This is a genomic window from Shewanella sp. UCD-FRSSP16_17 (assembly GCF_001675935.1).
GTDB lineage: Bacteria > Pseudomonadota > Gammaproteobacteria > Enterobacterales > Shewanellaceae > Shewanella > Shewanella japonica.
Genome location: NZ_LZFV01000035.1, coordinates 244,627 through 264,082 on the forward strand (window position 1 = coordinate 244,627; position 19,456 = coordinate 264,082).

The window sequence follows — 19,456 nt, forward strand, 5'->3', positions numbered from 1 at the left end:
TTATATACGTAAATTTTTTATATTTTTTATTTACATTTCTTCAAACCAAGTGCGATGACAATCAGCACAAATCGGTGCTTTTTTAGTGTGCTCGCTATGGCAGGCTAAACAGCTTGCCCCTTCGTTGTAATGTAAAGATTTATGCGGATGTGCTTCAGGTACTGCCAAAATTGATTCATCAATTTCAATTGTTTCAACAGTGCCGTGGCAATCCACACAGGCCGCATCTGTGGTATTCGCTTTTGGTGAACCTTGATGACAGGTATTACAGCCATCTTGGTACAACATTTCATGGTTCACTCTGCCTTGGGTTTTCCCTTTGACGGTATAAAGCTCTCCCGCGTGGGCGGTGGCTAAAAACGCTGACGATACAAAAGCGAGTAATAATAATTTTTTCATGGTGATTCAGCCTACAGATCAGATTTAATGGTTTCAGAAACGATGATGCCCATCGCTAAGCACTCAAGACATGACGTTGAGCTCAAGCGGGCTTCACCATGAATACCGCCAGTGGCTTCACCGATGGCATACATTTTTCTGATAGGTTCCATAGTGCGGCCATCTATCACGCGGCCACCTAAATCTGTTTTTAATCCGCCCATGCAGTAATGCACTTTTGGCCAAATTCGTGAGACAACAAATGGACCTGTCAGTACTTCAGCGGTATCCATTTTGCGGTTAAACAAGGGATCTTTTCTGTCAGTAACATGCTGGTTGTATTCTTTTATTGTCTTTTTCAATTCCGCTGCAGGAATAGTAAATTGCTTAGCAACGTCATCAAGTGTGTCGAGTTTCCACGCCATTTTGTCGCGTAGTGAACGCACTACACGGTCATCTTCGGCGTAGTTTTCGTAGTTAAACAATACAATCGGGTAGGCTGGACTGTTGTCTGCATAACGATTTTTCATAATGGCTTCTGAACACGTTTTACGGTCAGCACGCTCGTCCATAAAGCGTTTACCATTTAGCACACTGATTGCAGCGCCTTGATGCCAACCAATCGACAACAGGGCATTTGACCAGCCGAAACCACCCTCATCAGGAGAACCCCAATGGCCTGTTTGAATCAAATTCATATGCACGGGTAGCGCACCATTAGCCATAGCGGTTAACGTGACTTCGCCTGTCGCGCCATGGGCATTAGTACAATCGAGTGTTGGATCAAGTGAAGGATCGACTGCTTCACGCAGTTTCATGTTTTGGGCAAATCCACCGTGCGCGAGAATAACGGCTTTGTTGGCTTTGATATAGATTGTTGTTCCAGTATTGAGATCTGGGAAGCGATAATTTTTTCTTACCTTAACGCCTACAATTTCTTGACCATCCATAATGAAGTCTTCGATGTAGTGTTGTAAGCGGTATTCAACGCCTTCTTTTTTACCAGCTTCAAACAACTTAGTGGTGATATCACCGCCTGTACCATGTTGGGTTCTAATCGCACGGGCTTTGTTATGTCCGCCCACTTGGATATTAAATCCTTCACGGAATTTAACGCCCGTTTCGATACATAAATCGTAAGAATCAAGAGCACGATCGGCGATCACCTTTAGCATTTCAACGTTTTGCATGCCGCGACCTGAGATGATTTGGTCGTTGACTAACTCTTCTGGTGAGTCATCGTTAATGCCTTGTGCTAATTGGATTGGGTTTTTAGGAATTGCTAACCAGCCACCATTAATGGCTGAGTTACCACCAATAACCTGCATTTTTTCGAGTACAAGTACGCTGCCGACTTGTTGTCTTTTTGCATTAATCGCTGCTGATAGACCAGCAAAACCAGAGCCGACAACGAGTACATCTACTGACTCATCCCAGTTAATTTCATTGCATTGGCGTTGCTGTGCACTTGCTGGCATCGCTGCTGTCAGGCCGCCGATTGCTGCGCCTGCGCTTAATTTCAAAAAGTTACGTCTGTTGTGCATTTATCTTTCCTCGCATTTAGATGCGATTAAGATAAACAAATTGAACTAGGCCAAATTTGAATGGCATCACGCTTTTTTTGGGGGGGCAATATTATTCGTGAACTGGCTCAAGAACATTGTTCATGAGCTGCTGGCTTATCAGCCCTATTTAGCGGGCGAACTTTAGAGGGAGATATCAAAAGTCAGTTAAGTTATGAACTGAATCACAAAGCCTAATAAAACCGGCCCATCAGCGTGAAGTGAATCCCGATTATCTACTGAGTTTATACCTATAAAGTGCAGTAAAGATGATAATTGCGATATTCAAATATTAGGTATTTATTATGAAATGTCCTTCAGAAACCTTGACTCAATTACGATGTGATCAAATTTTAGATGTCGCAGAATTATTGATCGAATCTCAAGGTATAGTGTCATTTAAGTTTTCACAAATTGCTAAGGACGTGGGCTGCTCAACAGGGACACTGTATAAGTTATTTGAGCGCAAAGAAGATGTATTAGTGTGCTTGTTTTTGCGCAGTGCAACATCCAATTATATGCCATTATTTGTACAGAAGAACCCAGAACTGACGGCGCAAGAAAGATTGCTCATGCCGATATTATTTACCTTCGAGACCATTAAAAGAAGCCGCAGCTTTTTTACCTTACGCTCTGTGTCGGTCAATGCGATGATTTGGAAACTGGCCAGTGATGAAAAGGTTAAATTGTTTAAACAACGGATTAATTCATTTTGGCAATGGATGGCTGATGCGGTTCAACTGGCGATTGATAATGACGAGTTAGTTGCTACTCCTTTGCAAGCCAAAGAGTTGGTTCAAGGCATTGCATTTTATTTGACGGGGTCATTGACACAATTTGAAAGTAAACTGATTTCACCTGAGTTTCTGTCCGATCAATCCACAACCTGTTATCGACATTTATCGAGATTAATGGCGCAATATCAATGGAAAACACCACTGAATCATGAGCTATTTACTTGTCTTGAAACTCGCACGGCAGATTTTTTTGAAGCAAATTTTAAAAAGCATCTTAGTTGCAGTTCATGTAAAGCATTATCGATGTCATTGAATGCAAAACAAAGTGGCTGTAACGGCTGTTAATACTACATCTAGCCACTTTGTGTTCGAGTACGGGTTATTGTGGGCTGTACTTGTGTTTTACATCTTCAATCAGTTGTTGCCACTGAGGGTATTTGACAAAGCTTTGTTGTAAGTCTCCCCAAGGAGATAGGGTGTCGTCTAACATTTGCCCTGATACATCGATACCTTGTGTGGCAAGATACAAATAATAGAATGCTGATGCGCGGTAGTTTGCTGCACAGTGCACTAAAATAGATTTATCGTTATGACTGTCCATCACCGTAAAGAATTGTTCAACATCCTCGATGGTGGGCTGTTGCCAGTCGACTTCAATATTTTCGTACTTCATTCCTAGATCTGTGACCAATTGAGATTCTTGCGCTAAATAATTGGGATTATTCTTAGGGATCAAATTGATGACAACTTCTACTCCCGCTTGTTGCAAGGTTTCAAATTCCTCAGCCTTAGGTAATCCGGCAGTGATAACTTGCGTATTATTAATTTTAATCGCTTTAATATCATCTAGCTGGGTTGGATCTATCTCAGCCGCAACGGGATTAATTAATGCCAGCGAAACCATAGCTATTAGCGTTGTCATTTTTAAGGCATTAACTCCAAATTTGTTGAGTGTAGCTTGCGATATAAACTGATACATAGTGATTCCTATTCCTTTAGGATGTGGTTGATGGTGGTGATTTCTTGTGGGGTAAAATGGAGGTTATTGAGTGCATTTACCGAGTCAACAATTTGCGCTGGACGACTCGCGCCAATAAGACAGCTTGTTACCGCATCATTATGTAAGGTCCAAGCTATGGCCATTTGTGCTAACGATTGCTGACGATTTTCTGCCAATGTATTTAATGCCGATACTTTGGATAATTTAGCCGGTGTAAGGTCTTTATCTGCTAAGTAAACTTGATGCTCAAGTGCTGCTCTTGAGTTTTTAGGGATCCCATTTAAATACTTATTGGTTAATACGCCCTGAGCTAATGGTGAGAATACGATTGAACCGACGCCTTCATTTTTAAGTACGTCAGTTAGACCATTTTCAATCCAACGATCAAACAGGTTATATCGAGGCTGGTGGATTAATAATGGCGTGCCAAGTTGCCTTAATATCTCAATTGCTTGTTGAGTTTGTTGGGGTTGGTAGTTAGATATCCCCACATACAAAGCACGTCCTGAACGGACGATATAGTCAAGCGCTTGCATTGTTTCTTCTAAGGGGGTGTCAGGATCCATACAGTGGTGATAAAAGATGTCAAAGTAATCTAATCCTGTGCGTTTAAGGCTTTGATCACAGCTGGAAATTAAATACTTACGAGATCCTCCTACACCATATGGCCCTGGCCACATGTCATATCCTGCTTTACTCGATATTAATAATTCATCACGATAATGCTTAAAATCTTGCTGGTAAATGCTGCCAAAACATGACTCGGCAGCACCATAATGAGGGCCATAGTTATTGGCAAGATCAAAGTGAGTTATACCATGATCAAATGCAGTATTGAGCATATGACGGGCGTTACGTTGTGAGTCATTAGCGCCGAAGTTTTGCCATAACCCTAACGACAATTGTGGCAAGCGGATACCGCTACGACCACAAGCTGAGTATGTCATCTTGCTATAGCGCTCTGGCGCAGCAACGTAGAGTGGGTTAGGTTCGTGAGTAATCATTTCTCTTCCTACAAATGAAATGGAGCAGCAGTATTATTTTTAAGCTAATACATTATTACAGTTAGTCTAAAACGTCACCTTAAACAAAAATGTTTATATTATAAAAACTAGGGCCTGTTGAGCTTTGTTGGTTAAGTTTTGTTCGAAATAAAAGCGTTTTAATTTAGGCGGATGGATTGATGCCTAGTCATCTAAGCAAAATTCATCCAACAAAGAGTAAAGCGCTTTTACTCGAACCCGTTGGGTAGCGCTTGTTGGCCATTTTTACTGCGTTATTAACTTTTTATGTAGAATAACTACACCACAAAGTCTCTTCCTTGTATAAATGGCCAACAATTCGCTGCAAAAATAACCTTGAAAGCTCAACAGGCCTTAATATTGTCATATTTCATTGATTTTATGGTCACACTTCGTCTTTAGCTTAAGCGATTGTTGATTCAGTCATCGACTGAATTTTTCATTCATATCGATATTAAGTTGTCAGAAGATGGAGCTAAAAATGATTAAGGAAGGGATGCACTTGCATGTGCTAACAAGTTTGTTTATGAGCCTGCTACTTATAACAGGTTGTAATGATGATAATGATACGAATACTGATGCTACAGACGAACAGCAAGTCATAGCGGAAACCATTGTCGTCAGCGTTGGCCCTAGGCCGTCATATCTAGTTGGACAAATGCAAGACAGCGATTTAAAAACGCAGCTTGCTCAATGCACGAATAAAACCATGTATCGTCATGATTTTTCTATCGGTCATCGCGGCGCTGCGATGCAATTTCCTGAACATACTAAAGAGTCATATCAAGCGGCAATTGATTCTGGCGCTGGTATCGTAGAATGCGATGTCACTTTTACCCAAGATAAAGAGCTCGTCTGTCGTCATTCGCAATGTGATTTAGCCACTACAACTAATATCTTAGCGATTCCAGAACTGGCCGCAAAATGCTCCGTTCCTTTTAGTCCTGCCGATCTGGTAAATGGTGTGATGGCAACAGCCCAATGTTGTACCAGTGATATTACCTTGGCGGAGTTTAAAACCTTAAAAGGGAAAATGGATGGTGCCAATCCAGCAGCGACAACAGCAGAAGAATTTATGGATGGCACTGCGAATTGGCGAACAGACTTATACTCGTACCATGGCACATTAATGACTCATGCAGAAAGCATTGAGCTATTTAAAACAGCAGGCGTACAGATGACGCCTGAACTTAAATCTGCAAGTGTAACCATGCCGTTTGATGGTTTTAGTCAGCAAGATTATGCTCAAAAAATGCTCGATGAGTACGTTGCCGCTGGAGTTAGCCCTGCATTAGTGTATCCGCAATCATTTAACCTTGAAGATGTGAAATATTGGATTGCGAATACGCCAGATTTTGCCGATCAAGCAGTATATCTTGATGATCGATATGACCTTGCTGATTTTGACCCGCAAAATAACATGACTTGGTCACCAACAATGGACGAGCTTGCTAATGATGGAGTGAAAATCATTGCGCCGCCATTATGGGTACTCGTCACTGTCGATGCGGACAATCAAATTGTGCCATCTGCCTATGCATTAGCCGCTAAAGCTGCTGGATTAGATATTATCACTTGGACACTTGAGCGTTCAGGCGTGTTATCTGACGGTGCTGGTGGWTGGTATTATCAGTCAATCACGGATGCGATTGATAATGAAGGCGATGCATTTGAGCTGCTGGACGTGTTAGCCAAAGACGTTGGTGTGATTGGTGTGTTCTCTGATTGGCCTGCGACAGTGACTTACTATGCTAACTGCATGGCGCTGTAAATATGACGCTTAACCATAGCGGCTAAATTAGGGCTTAGTAAGGTCTGTATTTGTTAACGAAAACTAATTAGGACAGTCATAAGCATTTGCTACAAAAGTCACTGATGTGGCAAATGCTTTTGGCTTATAAAGATAAACAGTATTCGCACCGAGTGTGATGGCTTCATTTCGTAACTGATTAAGCGCACCTTGAGTGAGGTCCTTATTTGAAATAAATAAGTAATCGTACCAATGGCCTTGGGATCCCACTAAGGTTCCTTTTAATTCGCAAACGTCCATATCCCCTTGTTCAGACCATAAAATCGCAATAGCTTCAGTTTGAGGGTTTGGGGTCGTTATACAGCCTGTTAGTCCGATAATCATTATCAGAAATAGCGATTTTGTATAGCTCAAAGACGGGATATATTTCATTATTTTCTCATTCAATGGCTGTTCAGCAGGAGGAAGCTATACTTATAACGTTAACGCACTGATTAAATTATTCAAGTTGGTTTAGTGGTGATAATCGCTAAATAATATGGAGTGGCAAATGAGCACGCTAGATTTTGGTAATGAAACTATTATTAAATCCACCTTTGCGACAGTGCAAAGTGGTGCTTTTAGCGGTGATGGTCAGCTATCACTGACAGCAACACGTTTGTGTTTCGAAGCGTCGAATAAGATTTTTGAAATGGGCCCTTACGAAATCGACTTAGCCGACATTCATAAAGTTGAAAAGTGCTGGGGCACTGGTGGCGGTGTATTACCCGTGACTGCTGATGCCATTAAAATAGAGCTTAACAATGATAAACATTACAAATTCATGGTGGCTGACTCAGAAGCCTGGATAAACTTGTTATTGCCTAAGTAGAAAAGTGGACAGTATTGTTTGCGATTGAATTCATTGCGAAATAGGCAATAAAAAAGCTGAATCTAGGATTCAGCTTTTTTGGTTTTACCTGCTTAAGGCATCATATCAATTAAGCAAATGCATCTTGTAACGGCGGTACAACTTGCTTTTTACGGCTTAGTACGCCATCTAACCAAACTTTGTTGTCTGCTAAAGTTTTACCGTAAGCCTTTTCAACAATGCTAGTGTCATCTGACACGACTAACATTTCAGAGCCTTCTTTCATGATATCGGTTAGCAGTAGTAATACGCTATGACGGTTGCCTTCAGCTTTAAGAGCAGCAATATCGGCTTCTAACTCGGCTTTGATATCATCAAATACTGATAAATCGATGACTTCTAATTGGCCAATACCAACAAGATTACCGTTCATGTTGAAGTCTTTAAAGTCACGCATAACAAGGTCGCGCGCTGGAGTACCATCGACCGCCGATTTCACTTTGAACATTTCCATGCCCACAGCTTTGTAATCTTCAATGCCCGCGATTTCAGCTAATGCTTCAACACAGCGGATGTCTGCCGTGGTGCAAGTTGGTGATTTAAAGATAACAGTGTCGCTTAAAATTGCGCACATCATGATACCAGCGATATTGGCTGGAATCTCAACTTGATAGAAGTCATACATCATCTTGATGACCGTGTTTGAACAGCCCACTGGGCGGATCCAACATTCAAGCGGTGTTGATGTGGTTAAGTCACCTAATTTGTGATGATCAACAATACCGACAATGGTCGCTTCGGCGATATCATCTGGTGCTTGGGTAAGCTCAGAGTGATCAACGATGTAAACTTCTTCACCTGCATAGCTTTCTTTGAACTCTGGCGCTTCAAAGCCAAATCTATCAAGGATGTAAGCCGTTTCAGGTGAAAGCTCACCAAGACGGGCTGCAATTGCAGGCTCATCGATTTGATTTTTTAAGTAAGCTAGTGCGATTGCACCGCAGATTGAATCTGAATCTGGGATCTTGTGACCCACTACATACATTGCCATTTGAAACGCTCCTATAAATTTGCAGCGATTTTAACAAGAAATAACCAAGTGACCAATAACTAAAAAGCTGGAAGTATACACCTTGGGAGATATTTGAAGGTGAACACGGTATTTGGGCTGATATTAAGCGGAATTCCATTGACTGATGAGTTAGTAATTAGGCCCTTGAGATTGGCCAACAACGAAGACCCTTTGCAAAAGAGGGTGGTATCACTGCTTGATGTTGAGTGATATTGAACATGACGTTAATAGGTGTTCAAGCTTGAAAAGGGTTAAACGGTAACTACGCTGAGTGAATATACATTAAGGGAAAGCAGGTTTCCCTTAATATCTAGGTTTTAAACTAAAGCTATCAACTGCTTAATGCATAACCCCCTTTTAAATGAGCGACATTATCAAATCCTAAGCGTTTCATTGCCTGTGCCGCGATAAATGAGCGACTGCCACTGCGGCATACCAATACCCATTTATGTTGTTTTTGATCTTGCTGCTGTTGAATAAATTGCACTAAGCGAGTGAGCGGGACGTTTTCGTTAGAGTCGTCAGTATGTTGTAGAGCATATTCATGGGGTTCACGAATATCGATTAAGGTGACGTTTTCTTGCTGTAATGCAGCGTTCAAACTCTGATGGTTGTATTCAATAATTGATTGCCCATTTAATTGATCGTCAGTTAGTGCTCCGCACATGATTTCGCTGCCGTTTTGATCGCATAGGTGGCTATCTAATTCGGCTTTAAGGCGCTCAAACTCAGTGACATGTAACTGGCCATTTAAAGTGTTTCTTAATAGTGGGTTACGCCCACATTCTGCAGATAGGTGAGTGGTGAATTCATTGTTGTAGTCATGACTTGCGCAAATTAAGTTATTACTGCCAATCAAGCTGTGTAGTCGTTTTAAGCTTGAAAACATGTCGCTTGCACTGCTCGAGGCAAAGTTAGTTCGCCCTAAACTGCCCATTAAAATCGTGTCGCCGCAAAATGCGAACTGGCATTGGTGCTTTATTTGATTAATGTCGGTAAATGGCTGACACAGTAGTAATGACATACTGTCAGCGGTATGGCCTGGCGTTGGCACATTTACCAGCCATTGCTGACCAATTTTTATGTATTGTAATTGGACATCATCAACTGAATTTGTGTCTTTTGGGCTATGTTTTGGACTATTTGGGGAGCTATGTGTCTGGCAATCTTGTGGCCAGCCTAGTAGGTTTGTTTGCTGAGTGGGTAAGTGTTTGTCAGCAAGAAAAGTACGCCCTGATTGGTGATCTGCGTGACCGTGGGTGTCGATGATGGCGACCAATTCTAACTGTTGGCATTGCAATAGGGTATCTAAACGATCGTTAAGCTCTGGCAGAGGATCGATGATAAAGGCTTGTTTACTTTGCTGATCGGCATAAAGCCAAGTGCAATTTGAGCCTGAACGAAGCTGAAGTAAGCCGTTAACTGGCTGCTTTTCATCAATCTCACCAGTGTCTAATATCATGCAGCTGTGGGTGAGTGCTTTTGCTGCTGATTGGATACGTGAGCAAGCAGCATTCACTTGGTCTTGTGTCATTGCAGGGCCAAATGACATTCGAATAGCCGACTCACTTTGCCAAGCTGGTAACCCCATCGCATCAAGAACAAAGCTGCGAGTGACTTTAGATGAGCAAGCTGAGCCAGAGCTTACGCGGATATTGGCGGCGTCAAATAAGTCCATGATCTCTTTGCTGCTAAATCCAGCAATAGCAAAATTAATTGTGGTTGGGACACTGTTTTCAATACTATGATTAAACACAACGTCAGGGAAGGCGCTTTTAAGCGTATCCATTAATTGTGTTTGGTACCCTCTTAACGTATTGATATCGGCAAATTCACTGTGCTGCTGATTCAATAGCATCTCAAAGATGACATTAATAGCAGCCATGCCTGGTAGGTTCTCGGTACCTGAACGAAGGCCGCTTTCTTGGCCACCTCCGGCAATAATCGATGTAAAGGGTGCCGATTGACGAATATAAACAAAACCAATGCCTTTAGGTGCATAGAGTTTATGACCACTAAATGGGGCGTAATCGATTGTCGTTTGGGCAAGCTTTAATGGGGTCTTACCTAAGGCTTGTACGCAATCCACCATCCAGAAAATATCGTTATTTGCAGTGCGTATGATCTGCTCAAGTTTGCCTAAGTCCTGATAGACTCCGGTTTCATTATTGACTGCCATCGTGCATATCATGAGTGCATTGGGCGCTTCAGCTGCAATAAATTGGCAGTCCAAATGACCTAAACGATCAACTGGAATAGCTTTTAATTCTGCATTAATACCTAATATTTCATTCCAGTGTTTTAAGGATTCTGGCACGGCTTTATGCTCGGTTGCGCCATACAATAAACTGTATTTTTTGCTTGGCTCATTCTGCTTATCAATATTGAGTCGTTTTTTGGCTTCCACTAACGCTGAAATAATTGCTGTTTGAATCCCTTCTGTTGCACCACTAGTAAAGATGACTTTGCCATCGTCTGCACCGATAACTTTTTTAGCGTTGTTGCGCGTTGTTTCCATGACATCTTTGGCTTTTAAGCCAGTGATATGGCTACTGCTTGGATTACCAAATAACACTCTCATGCTATTTAAAGCGGCTTCAGCAGCTTGGGGTAATACAGGGGTAGTTGCATTGGCATCAAGGTAGATCTGGCTTAGCGGCGAATGATTTTTCATGGATAGCGGCTCATCTGTTGATTAGTTGTTATATAGCTTTTAGTTATAACTAATTTCATGGGGTTATATTAGCAGTTTGTGATTATTGATCAAGATCACATTTTATTTTGCTGAAAAATCCACGCTGATATTGTCTGCTGGTACAAAAAGACATTCTTATTTCTAAATGTTACCGATAACAGTGTTTTCTAGTAAGGTGATAAAAATCAGAAAGACATGGCGTTATTCGAGAGGGAGAAAGTCATTGAAAACAGCAGAACAACAAGAAGAAAATACCCTGTTTGTGATTCTAGTCAGTTGTGTGGCTACCATAGGTGGTTTCCTGTTTGGATTTGATAGTGGCGTGATTAATGGCACTGTTGATGGGTTAAGGTCGGCGTTTGACTCAGACAGTATGGGAACAGGCTTTAATGTGGCGTCAATGCTATTGGGCTGTGCGGTAGGGGCATTTTTTGCCGCGCGTTTAGCGGATAAATATGGACGACGAGCCACACTGATTACAGCTGCAATCTTATTTATTGTGAGTGCTTGGGGATCAGGTATTGCTGACAGCTCTATGGCATTTATTGTCTACCGTATCTTGGGTGGTTTAGCTGTTGGCGCAGCCTCGGTTATGACACCTGCATATATTGCTGAAGTTGCCCCTGCACGTTATCGTGGGGCACTGGCGACTGTGCAACAAATTGCCATCATCACAGGGTTATTTGCTGCGTTTGTTAGTAATTATTTTTTAGCACAAACCGCTGGTTCGTCGACGGACAGTTTTTGGCTGGGATATGATGCGTGGCGATGGATGTTTTGGATAGAGTTGGTGCCAGCAGGTGTGTTTTTTGTGGCATTATTTTTTATTCCTGAAAGCCCACGTTTTTTAGTGACAGTTGGACGTAAAGAGCAAGCGATGACGGTCTTAACTAAGCTATACGGTAGCACTGTCGCTAAAACCAAATTCATGGAGATTCAACAATCTTTAGACTCTGATCATCAACCTAAACTGGCAGACCTCATTGATAAGCATTCTGGCAAAGTGCGAAGTATTGTTTGGGTAGGGATTGGATTAGCCACTTTTCAACAGTTAGTGGGCATTAATGTGGTGTTTTATTATGGCGCTGTGTTGTGGCAAGCGGTTGGTTTTTCGGAATCTGATGCGCTGTTGATTAATATTATTAGCGGTGCGGTCAGTATTGCAGCCTGCGTGATAACGATAAGTTTGATTGATAAAGTGGGTCGTAAACCATTTTTAATGATTGGTTCTATTGGAATGGCTGTGACTTTAGCCTTGATGGTCTTTGCTTTCGCATCGGCACAGGTCGATATCAATGGCAATTTGGACCTCGGTGAATTAGGCACATTGGCGTTAATTGCCGCAAATGGTTACGTGTTCTTTTTCAACTTGTCTTGGGGCCCTGTAATGTGGGTGATGTTAGGTGAAATGTTCCCAAATCAAATTCGAGGCTCGGGTCTTGCGGTTGCTGGGCTTGCGCAGTGGGGCACTAACTTTGCTATTACCATGACCTTCCCGATTATGTTGGCATCAGTGGGCTTAGTGGGCGCTTATGGTTTCTACTGTATTTGTGCTGTGCTATCGATTGTGTTTGTTGCGAAATATGTATACGAAACAAAAGGTCGAGAATTAGAGCAAATGCAGGGATAAAAGATAAGCACGCATAGTGAAGGATATGAGTGTCGTAATCAGAATGATTTAACCTTAAACATATAAGGCCACGATGATGTGGCCTTTTTGTTTGAGAAAATCCGTTTATATTTTAACTTTAATGACGACTTTTCTTACTGGTACTTCTGTGTCCAGAGTGCCTGGCATATGCATATCACCAGGAAAGAATAAGGCAAACATGCCAGCTTTTAAGGGAATGAAAGCGGCGTCTTCTTTATTTGATTCATAATCAAACTCAGTAAAGTCATGCTCTTGATGGTAAGGCGCCAACAGTGTTTGATTGGCAAGGGGCAAATAGCCAAACTCTTCTTCACCACTCACAACAAACTGCACATCAATATATTGTTGATGAACTTCAAAAGGTTCTGTTTCTTTCGGTTGAGTAAGGTAGTCGTTAACAATCACAAAAATATCTTTTCCATCAAGCGGGTAGGTGCCGACTTCAACTTGAGTAAAGTCTGTTTCTGCTAAATGGGTTAAGGCTTTTGCTAATCTTGGGCTTAAGCCGTGATATAGCGAGTGATGAGCAAGGCTGTCGACAACCATAGTAAACTCTCTGAAAATGAATGAGTCATGATTATCGCTCATTCATTTTGTCGGCGCTATGATTTATCTACAACCAGTAGGGTTACGGAAATAAATTCAACCATGAGGTGGTTTAACCTGCTGACAAACTTAGTTAAGATGCAATGGAGCGTGAAACTCTGCATGGGTTTCATCCTTAAAAACCGATGGAAAATGGATTGATTCATAGGACGCTACGTGACTGCATTACGATTACTCGCCGGTAAAACTGCTTACCAACAAATTGAACAAAATGGTTTGTCTGCATCTATGTTTAGCCAGCTATTTGCTGCATCAGGTGGCCCCAAATGGATTGGGGTTGCTGGGCTTGATAAATATTTATTCGGTGAGTTTTTTGCTAATAGACAAGCGCCACTTTATACCATGGGAGCTTCCTCTGGGGCTTGGCGACTGGCTTGTTTAGCACAGCAAGATCCATTAGCAGCCTATGCACGCCTCGAAGAGCATTACATTGGTCAGCGATATGATCATGTTCCTAGCCGACAAGAAGTGACCGAGCAAGTTGAACGAATTATTGGTGGTATTTTAGGTAAACACGGTGCCCTTGATATTGTTAATAATAGAATGATTCAAAGTCACTTTGTGGTGTGTAAAGCCAAGCACTTAAATGCCAGTCGTTCAAAGGGGAAGTTAGCATTAGGTTTGGCGGCGACAGCGCTAAGTAATGCAGTGAGCCGTCGCAGTTTAGGTTGGCATTTTGAACGGGTGGTTTTCAGCCATCAGCAGGTAAAATCGCCTTTTTCTCAGTTGTCTGATCTCCCTACCGAGCATGCGCAGCTGACACGCAATAATATTAATCAAGTACTGTTAGCAACAGGCTCTATACCTATGCTATTAGCACCAGTGAATAAAATTAATGGTGTGTCAGATGGAGCATATTATGATGGTGGCATTACCGACTATCATTTTGATATGCCAACCAATGAGCCGGAAGGATTAAGTTTATACCCACATTTTTATCCTCATATGAGTCCTGGGTGGTTCGATAAATCCCTTAAATGGCGAAGAGCACGTCAGCATTATCACAATGCGTTGGTATTAACGCCTTCTCAGGAGTTTATCTCGTCGCTACCTTATTCAAAGATCCCAGACCGTGAAGATTTTAAGCAGCTAAGCAGTGATAGTCGAATTGCCTATTGGCGTGAAGCATTGAAACGCAGTGAGCAGCTGGGAGAGATCTTTGCCTCAATTGTAGATAAGCAATCAATAATGGATGTGATTGAGCCGCTATAGTGCGTGTTAACTTGTTAAACTTTCCATTACGATCCCGATCATTAAATTGTGATCATCTAATGAAACTATTTCGTAAAATCCTCTGTCTAATTATTGACCAGGTTGTGAATCTTGTGATGAGTTTTGCGATTGCCTTGATGGTGGTATTTAAACAGTAACCTCAAGCAATACAAGGCGGTATTACAACTAATCATAAAGTGTGATAACCACTTAGCTGGCTGGAAAACTCCATTTTGCCTGCTACACTTGATTATCACGATATGAATGACAACTTGTTGATTTTTATTGGTCCTTGATAGCAGAAAGCTATCGAATCTGCAGCATTCTGTGGCTTACACAGCCTTATAGGGAATTGGTGAAACGCTGTAGTTTGGAGGTTGCAATGCAAACGATAGAAATGGCGTTACTCATCCAAGATACTGTGCTTCTGCCAGGTGGTCGTCAAGAGCTACGGATGGTCACACCTAATCAATTATTGATGGTGGCCAATGTGCTCAAAGGCCATTATCGATTAGCGCTAGCTGCGTCAAAAAGCAACAGTTTTCCTCCATGCTACGAAACAGCAACCGAATGTGAAATCATCGATTTTCATCAACTTGAAGACAATTCTCTCAGTATTGTTGTCGAGGGACGTCAACGAGTAAAAGTGCTCTCGGGCGCGCAATTACGCGATCAAAGTTGGATCGCCAGAACCTTACCTTGTCAAAATTGGCAGCATGAACCCATTGCTGAAGAGTTCGAAATCATCAGTGCTGCACTTGAGCAATTTTATGAAGTGAATCCTGATTTACTGGAGCTATACAGTCAAACTCATCTTGAAGATGCTGCATGGGTCAGTCAGCGTTGGTTAGAAGTCTTACCTATGTACAATAAAGATAAGCTGCTGTTAGTTGAGCAGCCAGATTGTCATAAGACCATGGATTTTGTACTGCAATTATTAAAATCTCATGTGGATGTGTAATGCGGATAAGCTAAAACATGTTTTTTCTTTAGCTGATAAGGCTTTGTTGGGTATACTGTATCAAAATGTAGCTATATAGTATTTTACATGTCTGCTGAACATGCTGCCAAAGCCGCACAACCGTCATATATTGTTTTACCGCAATCTCAAACAACGCCGGAAACTGTGCTGGCGTTTTTAGTTTCTCATTTTAAGCAAATTCCAGAATCAGTGTGGATAAAACGTGTTGTTGATGGAAAGGTTCACTGGGCAGATGGTGAACCTGTAACGCAAACAACAAAGTACCGCCCAGCGACTCGAGTGTATTACTACCGCGAGGTTGAGAGCGAAACAAAAATACCGTTTCAGCAGCAGATATTGCATCAAGATGAGCACTGTATTTTAGTTTTTAAGCCTCATTTTTTGCCTGTCACACCCAGCGGTAATTTTGTCAATGAGTGTCTAATCCATCGCTTAAGAATTACAACAGGTATTGATACGATTTCTCCTGCACATCGGCTTGATAGGCCAACAGCTGGGGTAATGTTAATGACTGTCAATCCAGAATCTCGACATGCTTACCATGCTCTGTTTACTGATGGAAAAATTAATAAACAGTACCAAGCAATTGCAAAGCTCACCCCCGAGCTTTTAACGCGACATGAGCAAGGGAAGTTAAGTTTACCCCTTAAATGGACTGTGAAAAATCGTATGGTGCGATCAACGCCGAGCTTTTTGATGAAAATCACCGAAGGGGAAGCAAATACGCATTCTGAGATCAGATTAATCGCTGTTAATGGCTCAAGAGGCTTGTTCGAGCTGAGTCCAATAACGGGAAAAATGCATCAACTTAGAGTGCACATGATGTCATTGGGAATGCCGTTAGAAAACGATACCAATTACCCAAGGCTACAGCCCAAAGCCACTGATGATTTTACTAAGCCGCTGCGCTTAATCGCCAAGTCACTGACATTTGAAGATCCATTCAGTCAACAAATGATGTCTGTCAATTGTGAAGGCTATGATGTTGAATTCGGCTTAGGTAAAAATTGATAAATGGTTTGTTGATGAATTGACAAGCGTGGCTCATTTACAAAGGACTAATTGCACATGGAAAGAGTGAAATGTTGCGCAATATTTATAGTGAGTTTTTTCGTTTTAATTTTTGGTTTTAAAGCGTTAGATGAGCTAGTTGCCGAAATGCTTATTAAGCGTGACGCTCAAATACTGTCTGAAAAATTGACCATGTATATTGAAGATACTGCAATAGAACTCAAAAGTTTACCAGCAATTAATGATACCTATGTTTGTGACAGCCAAAATGAAGACTTGCTGACTAAGTCGGTATTTAACTCTACGTTTATTCGTTGGTTAGCTGTGATGGATCAATTAAAAGTGATTTGTCGTTCGCAGATTATTCCCCGCCACGTAGAGAAGTTAGTCAGACACCGAATTGGCTCTGATGTAAAACTGGCTGTACTGAATCAGCCAGACTCAGATGTGCACGAGTTATTCTTATCATACGAATCAGGTAAAAAGCAGTATGTGGCGAGCATTGTGCCAATGAATCCTCGTTATTTTATCCCTGTAAATTGTGAAGATTGCCTAGAGTACACCATCACTATTGATGGCATTTATGACTCGTTAGCAGCAGTGCCTGTAATGGAGTTTGGCTTTGAACAGTTTGAAGGTGACCATGTCATTTTAGAAGAAGTGGTTCATAAAAATGATTATTACATTGCCAAGTTTAGCCTGTCTGGCAATGACGACTTTTTTGCTCAGTATAAATCGTTAAATTGGCTGTATAGTGCGTTGGTTAGTTTTGTGGTGGCGTTGGCGTTATCAATTGGCTATTGGTCTTGGAAACAGTCTTATGGTTCAACTCGAGCTCACATAAAAAGTGCTATCAAACATAAAGAGTTTATCCCTTTTTATCAGCCTGTTATTGATACGCAAACAAATGAAATCGTTGGTGTTGAAGTATTAATGCGCTGGCGTCAATCAAGTGGAGAGTTGATCCCACCAAACCAATTTATTCCCTTTGCAGAATCTGATGGGTTAATTGTAGATATGACCTATTCGATGCTTGATGTTATGGCTGAGGATATTGAACAAGCTGGTGAACAAGTTAAGCCGTTATTTATCAGTATTAATATTGTTCCTGAGCATTTAGAAAGTGATCAACTTTACTTGTATATTAAGGCGCTTAAAGAGTCTGGAAAGCTAGGTAAGCATCGGATTTCGCTAGAAATCACTGAGCGGCAACCCATTACAGATTTAGCCAAAGCCCGCGCTATGCTAGATAAATTTTATGCTATTGACGTTGATTTAAAGCTTGATGATGCCGGAATGGGATATGGCGGTTTTAGTTATGTGCAAAACCTAGGTATCAGTACCCTTAAAATAGATAAAGCTTTTATCGATACCATTGGTGTAAAAGATAACTTTAATGAAAAAACCTTAGATGCAATTATTTCTTTTGCCAAAAAGTCGGGCTTGAGCGTCATTGCTGAAGGGGTGGAAACTGAGTCTCAAATTAGCTATTTGAAAGTGCAGGGCGTGGATTTAGTCCAAGGTTATTTTTTCTCTAAACCACTAGAAGCAAAAGACTTTTTTAATGCCTATCAGAATGTATGATGATTGGGTTTTATTTTAGTTAGATGGCTTTTGATAAATACGATAATTGATGTATTCCCAGCGTTAGTGATTAATGTTGGGATACATTTTAAGAGGTTTGCTAGTGTCCAGTTACTGGTGTCGAATGAGATAAGTAAAAGTGCCTAATTGTAATTTGCTGGTAGCGAGTAAGTAATGGCTATTATTTGAATTAAGTCTTTATTTCAAAGGACGTTGTGTGATGCTGATGTTCGGTTAAACTGAATTATCTGGTGCTTTTCACATACTGAACTGAAAGAGGTTAATTTGAGTCAACATCACTTAAAGGGATTACCTGTTCCACTATCAGTATTGGCTGCCATGTCATTAATTTGTGTAGCCTCGCAAGCCTCAGCAGAGCAGATTTATTTTAGTTTTGATAATGATGTGATTATTGGTTCAGATGGTGATTACTCTAGTGGTATTTTACTGGGGTGGCATGCAACACCTGAGCAAGATTTCTCCTCTGCTTCTACAGCTTTTCAGTGGCAATCAGCTTTATTATTTCCGCAACAAAGCCAGCAAGTTCACCGTGGGGCAAAGCTTTATAGCCGAATGTGGACGCCTACTGAAATCGCTTATGACTTTCCTCAACCTGCAGAAAGGCCTTATGCTGGCTTTTTAGAGTTAGAAAGTTATACCGGTGTGTTTAGTTCAAGCCTTGCACAAAAAAACTGGCTGAGTTTGGGCGTTGTTGGCCCTGCATCTGGCGCAGAGTACATGCAATCTTTTGTACATAAAATTACCTCATCGACGACGCCTGAAGGCTGGGATTACCAGATTGAAAATCAGTTGACGTTGCAAGTCGCTTACGAGGTGGAGGCATTGTTGTTTCGTCAGCAAGCATTCGAAAATAGCCAATGGGATGTGAGTGTATTTAACCATACCATGGCAGGTAACTTTCGTTCTCAATCTAGCCTTGGGTTAACTGTCCGTTGGGGCGATGAGCTAAGCCAAACATTTGGTCAGTTATCTAGCCAAGCAGGACACTTTGGCGATTTTACTTCTTCAGCTAATCAATATGGAAGCTGGATGGCTTATGCCAGAATGCAGGCTGGATACCGCTTTAATGACTTAACGATTGAAGGTGATCTTCCCTATGAATCGCCGCTTGAAATTAACAACCAGCAAGCTCAAGCAAGCTTAGGTGTCATTTGGGCTTTTCCCACTTGGTCAGTGCGCTGGAGCTTTGACTTTTACAGCAAAGAATACCAGTCAGATGTGGATGACTGGCATGGCTATGGCGTGATTAGTTATAGCAAGGTGTTGTAAAGAAAATACAATTATAAATGCCCTTAACACAATGTACAGGAATACAAGGTGTTA

17 protein-coding genes are annotated in these 19,456 nt (G+C 41.5%); 9 read left to right on the top strand and 8 right to left on the bottom strand.

What is annotated here, in order from left to right; all coding sequences use genetic code 11:
* Nucleotides 1–30: 30 nt before the first annotated feature.
* Together A9267_RS14910 and A9267_RS14915 are read right to left on the bottom strand one after the other, a co-directional pair.
* Nucleotides 31–399, bottom strand: a complete 369-nt coding sequence (locus A9267_RS14910) for a cytochrome c3 family protein (RefSeq protein ID WP_055022773.1) — start codon at nucleotides 397–399, stop codon at nucleotides 31–33.
* Between the two features lie 11 nt (nucleotides 400–410).
* A complete protein-coding gene (locus tag A9267_RS14915) occupies nucleotides 411–1,922 on the bottom strand; it encodes a flavocytochrome c (protein ID WP_065109739.1) in 1,512 nt (503 codons plus the stop codon).
* Between the two features lie 323 nt (nucleotides 1,923–2,245).
* On the opposite strand from A9267_RS14915, the gene A9267_RS14920 reads away from it, so the two are divergent.
* Nucleotides 2,246–3,022 carry a TetR/AcrR family transcriptional regulator gene (locus A9267_RS14920; protein ID WP_065109740.1) on the top strand — a complete coding sequence of 259 codons (777 nt, stop codon included), beginning with the start codon at nucleotides 2,246–2,248 and terminating at the stop codon, nucleotides 3,020–3,022.
* 34 nt (nucleotides 3,023–3,056) lie between these two features.
* Here the strand turns inward: A9267_RS14920 and A9267_RS14925 are convergent, their stop codons facing one another.
* Both A9267_RS14925 and A9267_RS14930 read right to left on the bottom strand, forming a co-directional pair.
* Entirely contained in the window at nucleotides 3,057–3,656 is a 600-nt protein-coding gene (locus tag A9267_RS14925) for a protein tyrosine phosphatase family protein (RefSeq protein WP_231919159.1), read from the bottom strand.
* 8 nt (nucleotides 3,657–3,664) lie between these two features.
* Nucleotides 3,665–4,681 (bottom strand): aldo/keto reductase, encoded by a 1,017-nt coding sequence (locus A9267_RS14930; RefSeq protein WP_065109741.1) that lies wholly within the window; start codon nucleotides 4,679–4,681, stop codon nucleotides 3,665–3,667.
* Between the two features lie 514 nt (nucleotides 4,682–5,195).
* Here A9267_RS14930 and A9267_RS14935 point away from each other — a divergent pair.
* A complete protein-coding gene (locus A9267_RS14935; RefSeq protein WP_065110046.1) occupies nucleotides 5,196–6,470 on the top strand; it encodes a glycerophosphodiester phosphodiesterase family protein in 1,275 nt (424 codons plus the stop codon).
* 63 nt (nucleotides 6,471–6,533) lie between these two features.
* Here A9267_RS14935 and A9267_RS14940 read toward each other — a convergent pair whose 3' ends face one another.
* Entirely contained in the window at nucleotides 6,534–6,881 is a 348-nt protein-coding gene (locus A9267_RS14940; RefSeq protein ID WP_065109742.1) for a DUF4156 domain-containing protein, read from the bottom strand.
* A 118-nt stretch (nucleotides 6,882–6,999) separates the two neighbouring features.
* On the opposite strand from A9267_RS14940, the gene A9267_RS14945 reads away from it, so the two are divergent.
* On the top strand, nucleotides 7,000–7,320 hold the full coding sequence (locus tag A9267_RS14945) for a GRAM domain-containing protein (protein WP_065109743.1): 321 nt from the start codon (nucleotides 7,000–7,002) through the stop codon (nucleotides 7,318–7,320).
* Between the two features lie 109 nt (nucleotides 7,321–7,429).
* Here the strand turns inward: A9267_RS14945 and A9267_RS14950 are convergent, their stop codons facing one another.
* Together A9267_RS14950 and A9267_RS14955 are read right to left on the bottom strand one after the other, a co-directional pair.
* Nucleotides 7,430–8,350: a manganese-dependent inorganic pyrophosphatase gene (locus A9267_RS14950; protein ID WP_055022767.1), complete on the bottom strand. Its 921-nt coding sequence runs from the start codon at nucleotides 8,348–8,350 to the stop codon at nucleotides 7,430–7,432.
* A 352-nt stretch (nucleotides 8,351–8,702) separates the two neighbouring features.
* Nucleotides 8,703–11,045: an aminotransferase class V-fold PLP-dependent enzyme gene (locus A9267_RS14955; protein WP_065109744.1), complete on the bottom strand. Its 2,343-nt coding sequence runs from the start codon at nucleotides 11,043–11,045 to the stop codon at nucleotides 8,703–8,705.
* Nucleotides 11,046–11,289: 244 nt separating this feature from the next.
* Here A9267_RS14955 and A9267_RS14960 point away from each other — a divergent pair, with 244 nt between their 5' ends.
* Entirely contained in the window at nucleotides 11,290–12,696 is a 1,407-nt protein-coding gene (locus tag A9267_RS14960) for a sugar porter family MFS transporter (RefSeq protein ID WP_065109745.1), read from the top strand.
* A gap of 105 nt (nucleotides 12,697–12,801) precedes the next feature.
* Here A9267_RS14960 and A9267_RS14965 read toward each other — a convergent pair whose 3' ends face one another.
* Nucleotides 12,802–13,263, bottom strand: coding sequence for a YhcH/YjgK/YiaL family protein (locus A9267_RS14965; protein ID WP_065109746.1), 462 nt, complete (start codon nucleotides 13,261–13,263; stop codon nucleotides 12,802–12,804).
* Nucleotides 13,264–13,479: 216 nt separating this feature from the next.
* Here A9267_RS14965 and A9267_RS14970 point away from each other — a divergent pair, with 216 nt between their 5' ends.
* The 5 genes from A9267_RS14970 to A9267_RS14990 all read left to right on the top strand — a co-directional run bounded on the left by A9267_RS14970 (nucleotide 13,480) and on the right by A9267_RS14990 (nucleotide 19,402).
* On the top strand, nucleotides 13,480–14,535 hold the full coding sequence (locus A9267_RS14970) for an alpha/beta hydrolase (protein ID WP_065109747.1): 1,056 nt from the start codon (nucleotides 13,480–13,482) through the stop codon (nucleotides 14,533–14,535).
* Between the two features lie 382 nt (nucleotides 14,536–14,917).
* On the top strand, nucleotides 14,918–15,496 hold the full coding sequence (locus A9267_RS14975) for an LON peptidase substrate-binding domain-containing protein (RefSeq protein WP_055022760.1): 579 nt from the start codon (nucleotides 14,918–14,920) through the stop codon (nucleotides 15,494–15,496).
* Between the two features lie 87 nt (nucleotides 15,497–15,583).
* Nucleotides 15,584–16,528 (top strand): pseudouridine synthase, encoded by a 945-nt coding sequence (locus A9267_RS14980; protein ID WP_065109748.1) that lies wholly within the window; start codon nucleotides 15,584–15,586, stop codon nucleotides 16,526–16,528.
* Between the two features lie 57 nt (nucleotides 16,529–16,585).
* Nucleotides 16,586–18,112: an EAL domain-containing protein gene (locus tag A9267_RS14985; protein WP_082972409.1), complete on the top strand. Its 1,527-nt coding sequence runs from the start codon at nucleotides 16,586–16,588 to the stop codon at nucleotides 18,110–18,112.
* Nucleotides 18,113–18,397: 285 nt separating this feature from the next.
* Entirely contained in the window at nucleotides 18,398–19,402 is a 1,005-nt protein-coding gene (locus tag A9267_RS14990) for a lipid A deacylase LpxR family protein (protein WP_231919160.1), read from the top strand.
* Nucleotides 19,403–19,456: the final 54 nt, after the last annotated feature.

Excerpts from the sequence above, each read along its gene's own strand:
- A9267_RS14915 (WP_065109739.1), bottom strand. The coding sequence starts at position 1,922 with ATGCACAACAGACGTAACTTTTTGAAATTAAGCGCAGGCGCAGCAATC.
- A9267_RS14930 (WP_065109741.1), bottom strand. The coding sequence starts at position 4,681 with ATGATTACTCACGAACCTAACCCACTCTACGTTGCTGCGCCAGAGCGC.
- A9267_RS14940 (WP_065109742.1), bottom strand. The coding sequence starts at position 6,881 with ATGAAATATATCCCGTCTTTGAGCTATACAAAATCGCTATTTCTGATA.
- A9267_RS14950 (WP_055022767.1), bottom strand. The coding sequence starts at position 8,350 with ATGGCAATGTATGTAGTGGGTCACAAGATCCCAGATTCAGATTCAATC.
- A9267_RS14985 (WP_082972409.1), top strand. The coding sequence starts at position 16,586 with ATGGAAAGAGTGAAATGTTGCGCAATATTTATAGTGAGTTTTTTCGTT.
- A9267_RS14955 (WP_065109744.1), bottom strand. The coding sequence starts at position 11,045 with ATGAAAAATCATTCGCCGCTAAGCCAGATCTACCTTGATGCCAATGCA.
- A9267_RS14980 (WP_065109748.1), top strand. The coding sequence starts at position 15,584 with ATGTCTGCTGAACATGCTGCCAAAGCCGCACAACCGTCATATATTGTT.
- A9267_RS14920 (WP_065109740.1), top strand. The coding sequence starts at position 2,246 with ATGAAATGTCCTTCAGAAACCTTGACTCAATTACGATGTGATCAAATT.
- A9267_RS14945 (WP_065109743.1), top strand. The coding sequence starts at position 7,000 with ATGAGCACGCTAGATTTTGGTAATGAAACTATTATTAAATCCACCTTT.
- A9267_RS14925 (WP_231919159.1), bottom strand. The coding sequence starts at position 3,656 with ATGTATCAGTTTATATCGCAAGCTACACTCAACAAATTTGGAGTTAAT.
- A9267_RS14965 (WP_065109746.1), bottom strand. The coding sequence starts at position 13,263 with ATGGTTGTCGACAGCCTTGCTCATCACTCGCTATATCACGGCTTAAGC.
- A9267_RS14975 (WP_055022760.1), top strand. The coding sequence starts at position 14,918 with ATGCAAACGATAGAAATGGCGTTACTCATCCAAGATACTGTGCTTCTG.
- A9267_RS14910 (WP_055022773.1), bottom strand. The coding sequence starts at position 399 with ATGAAAAAATTATTATTACTCGCTTTTGTATCGTCAGCGTTTTTAGCC.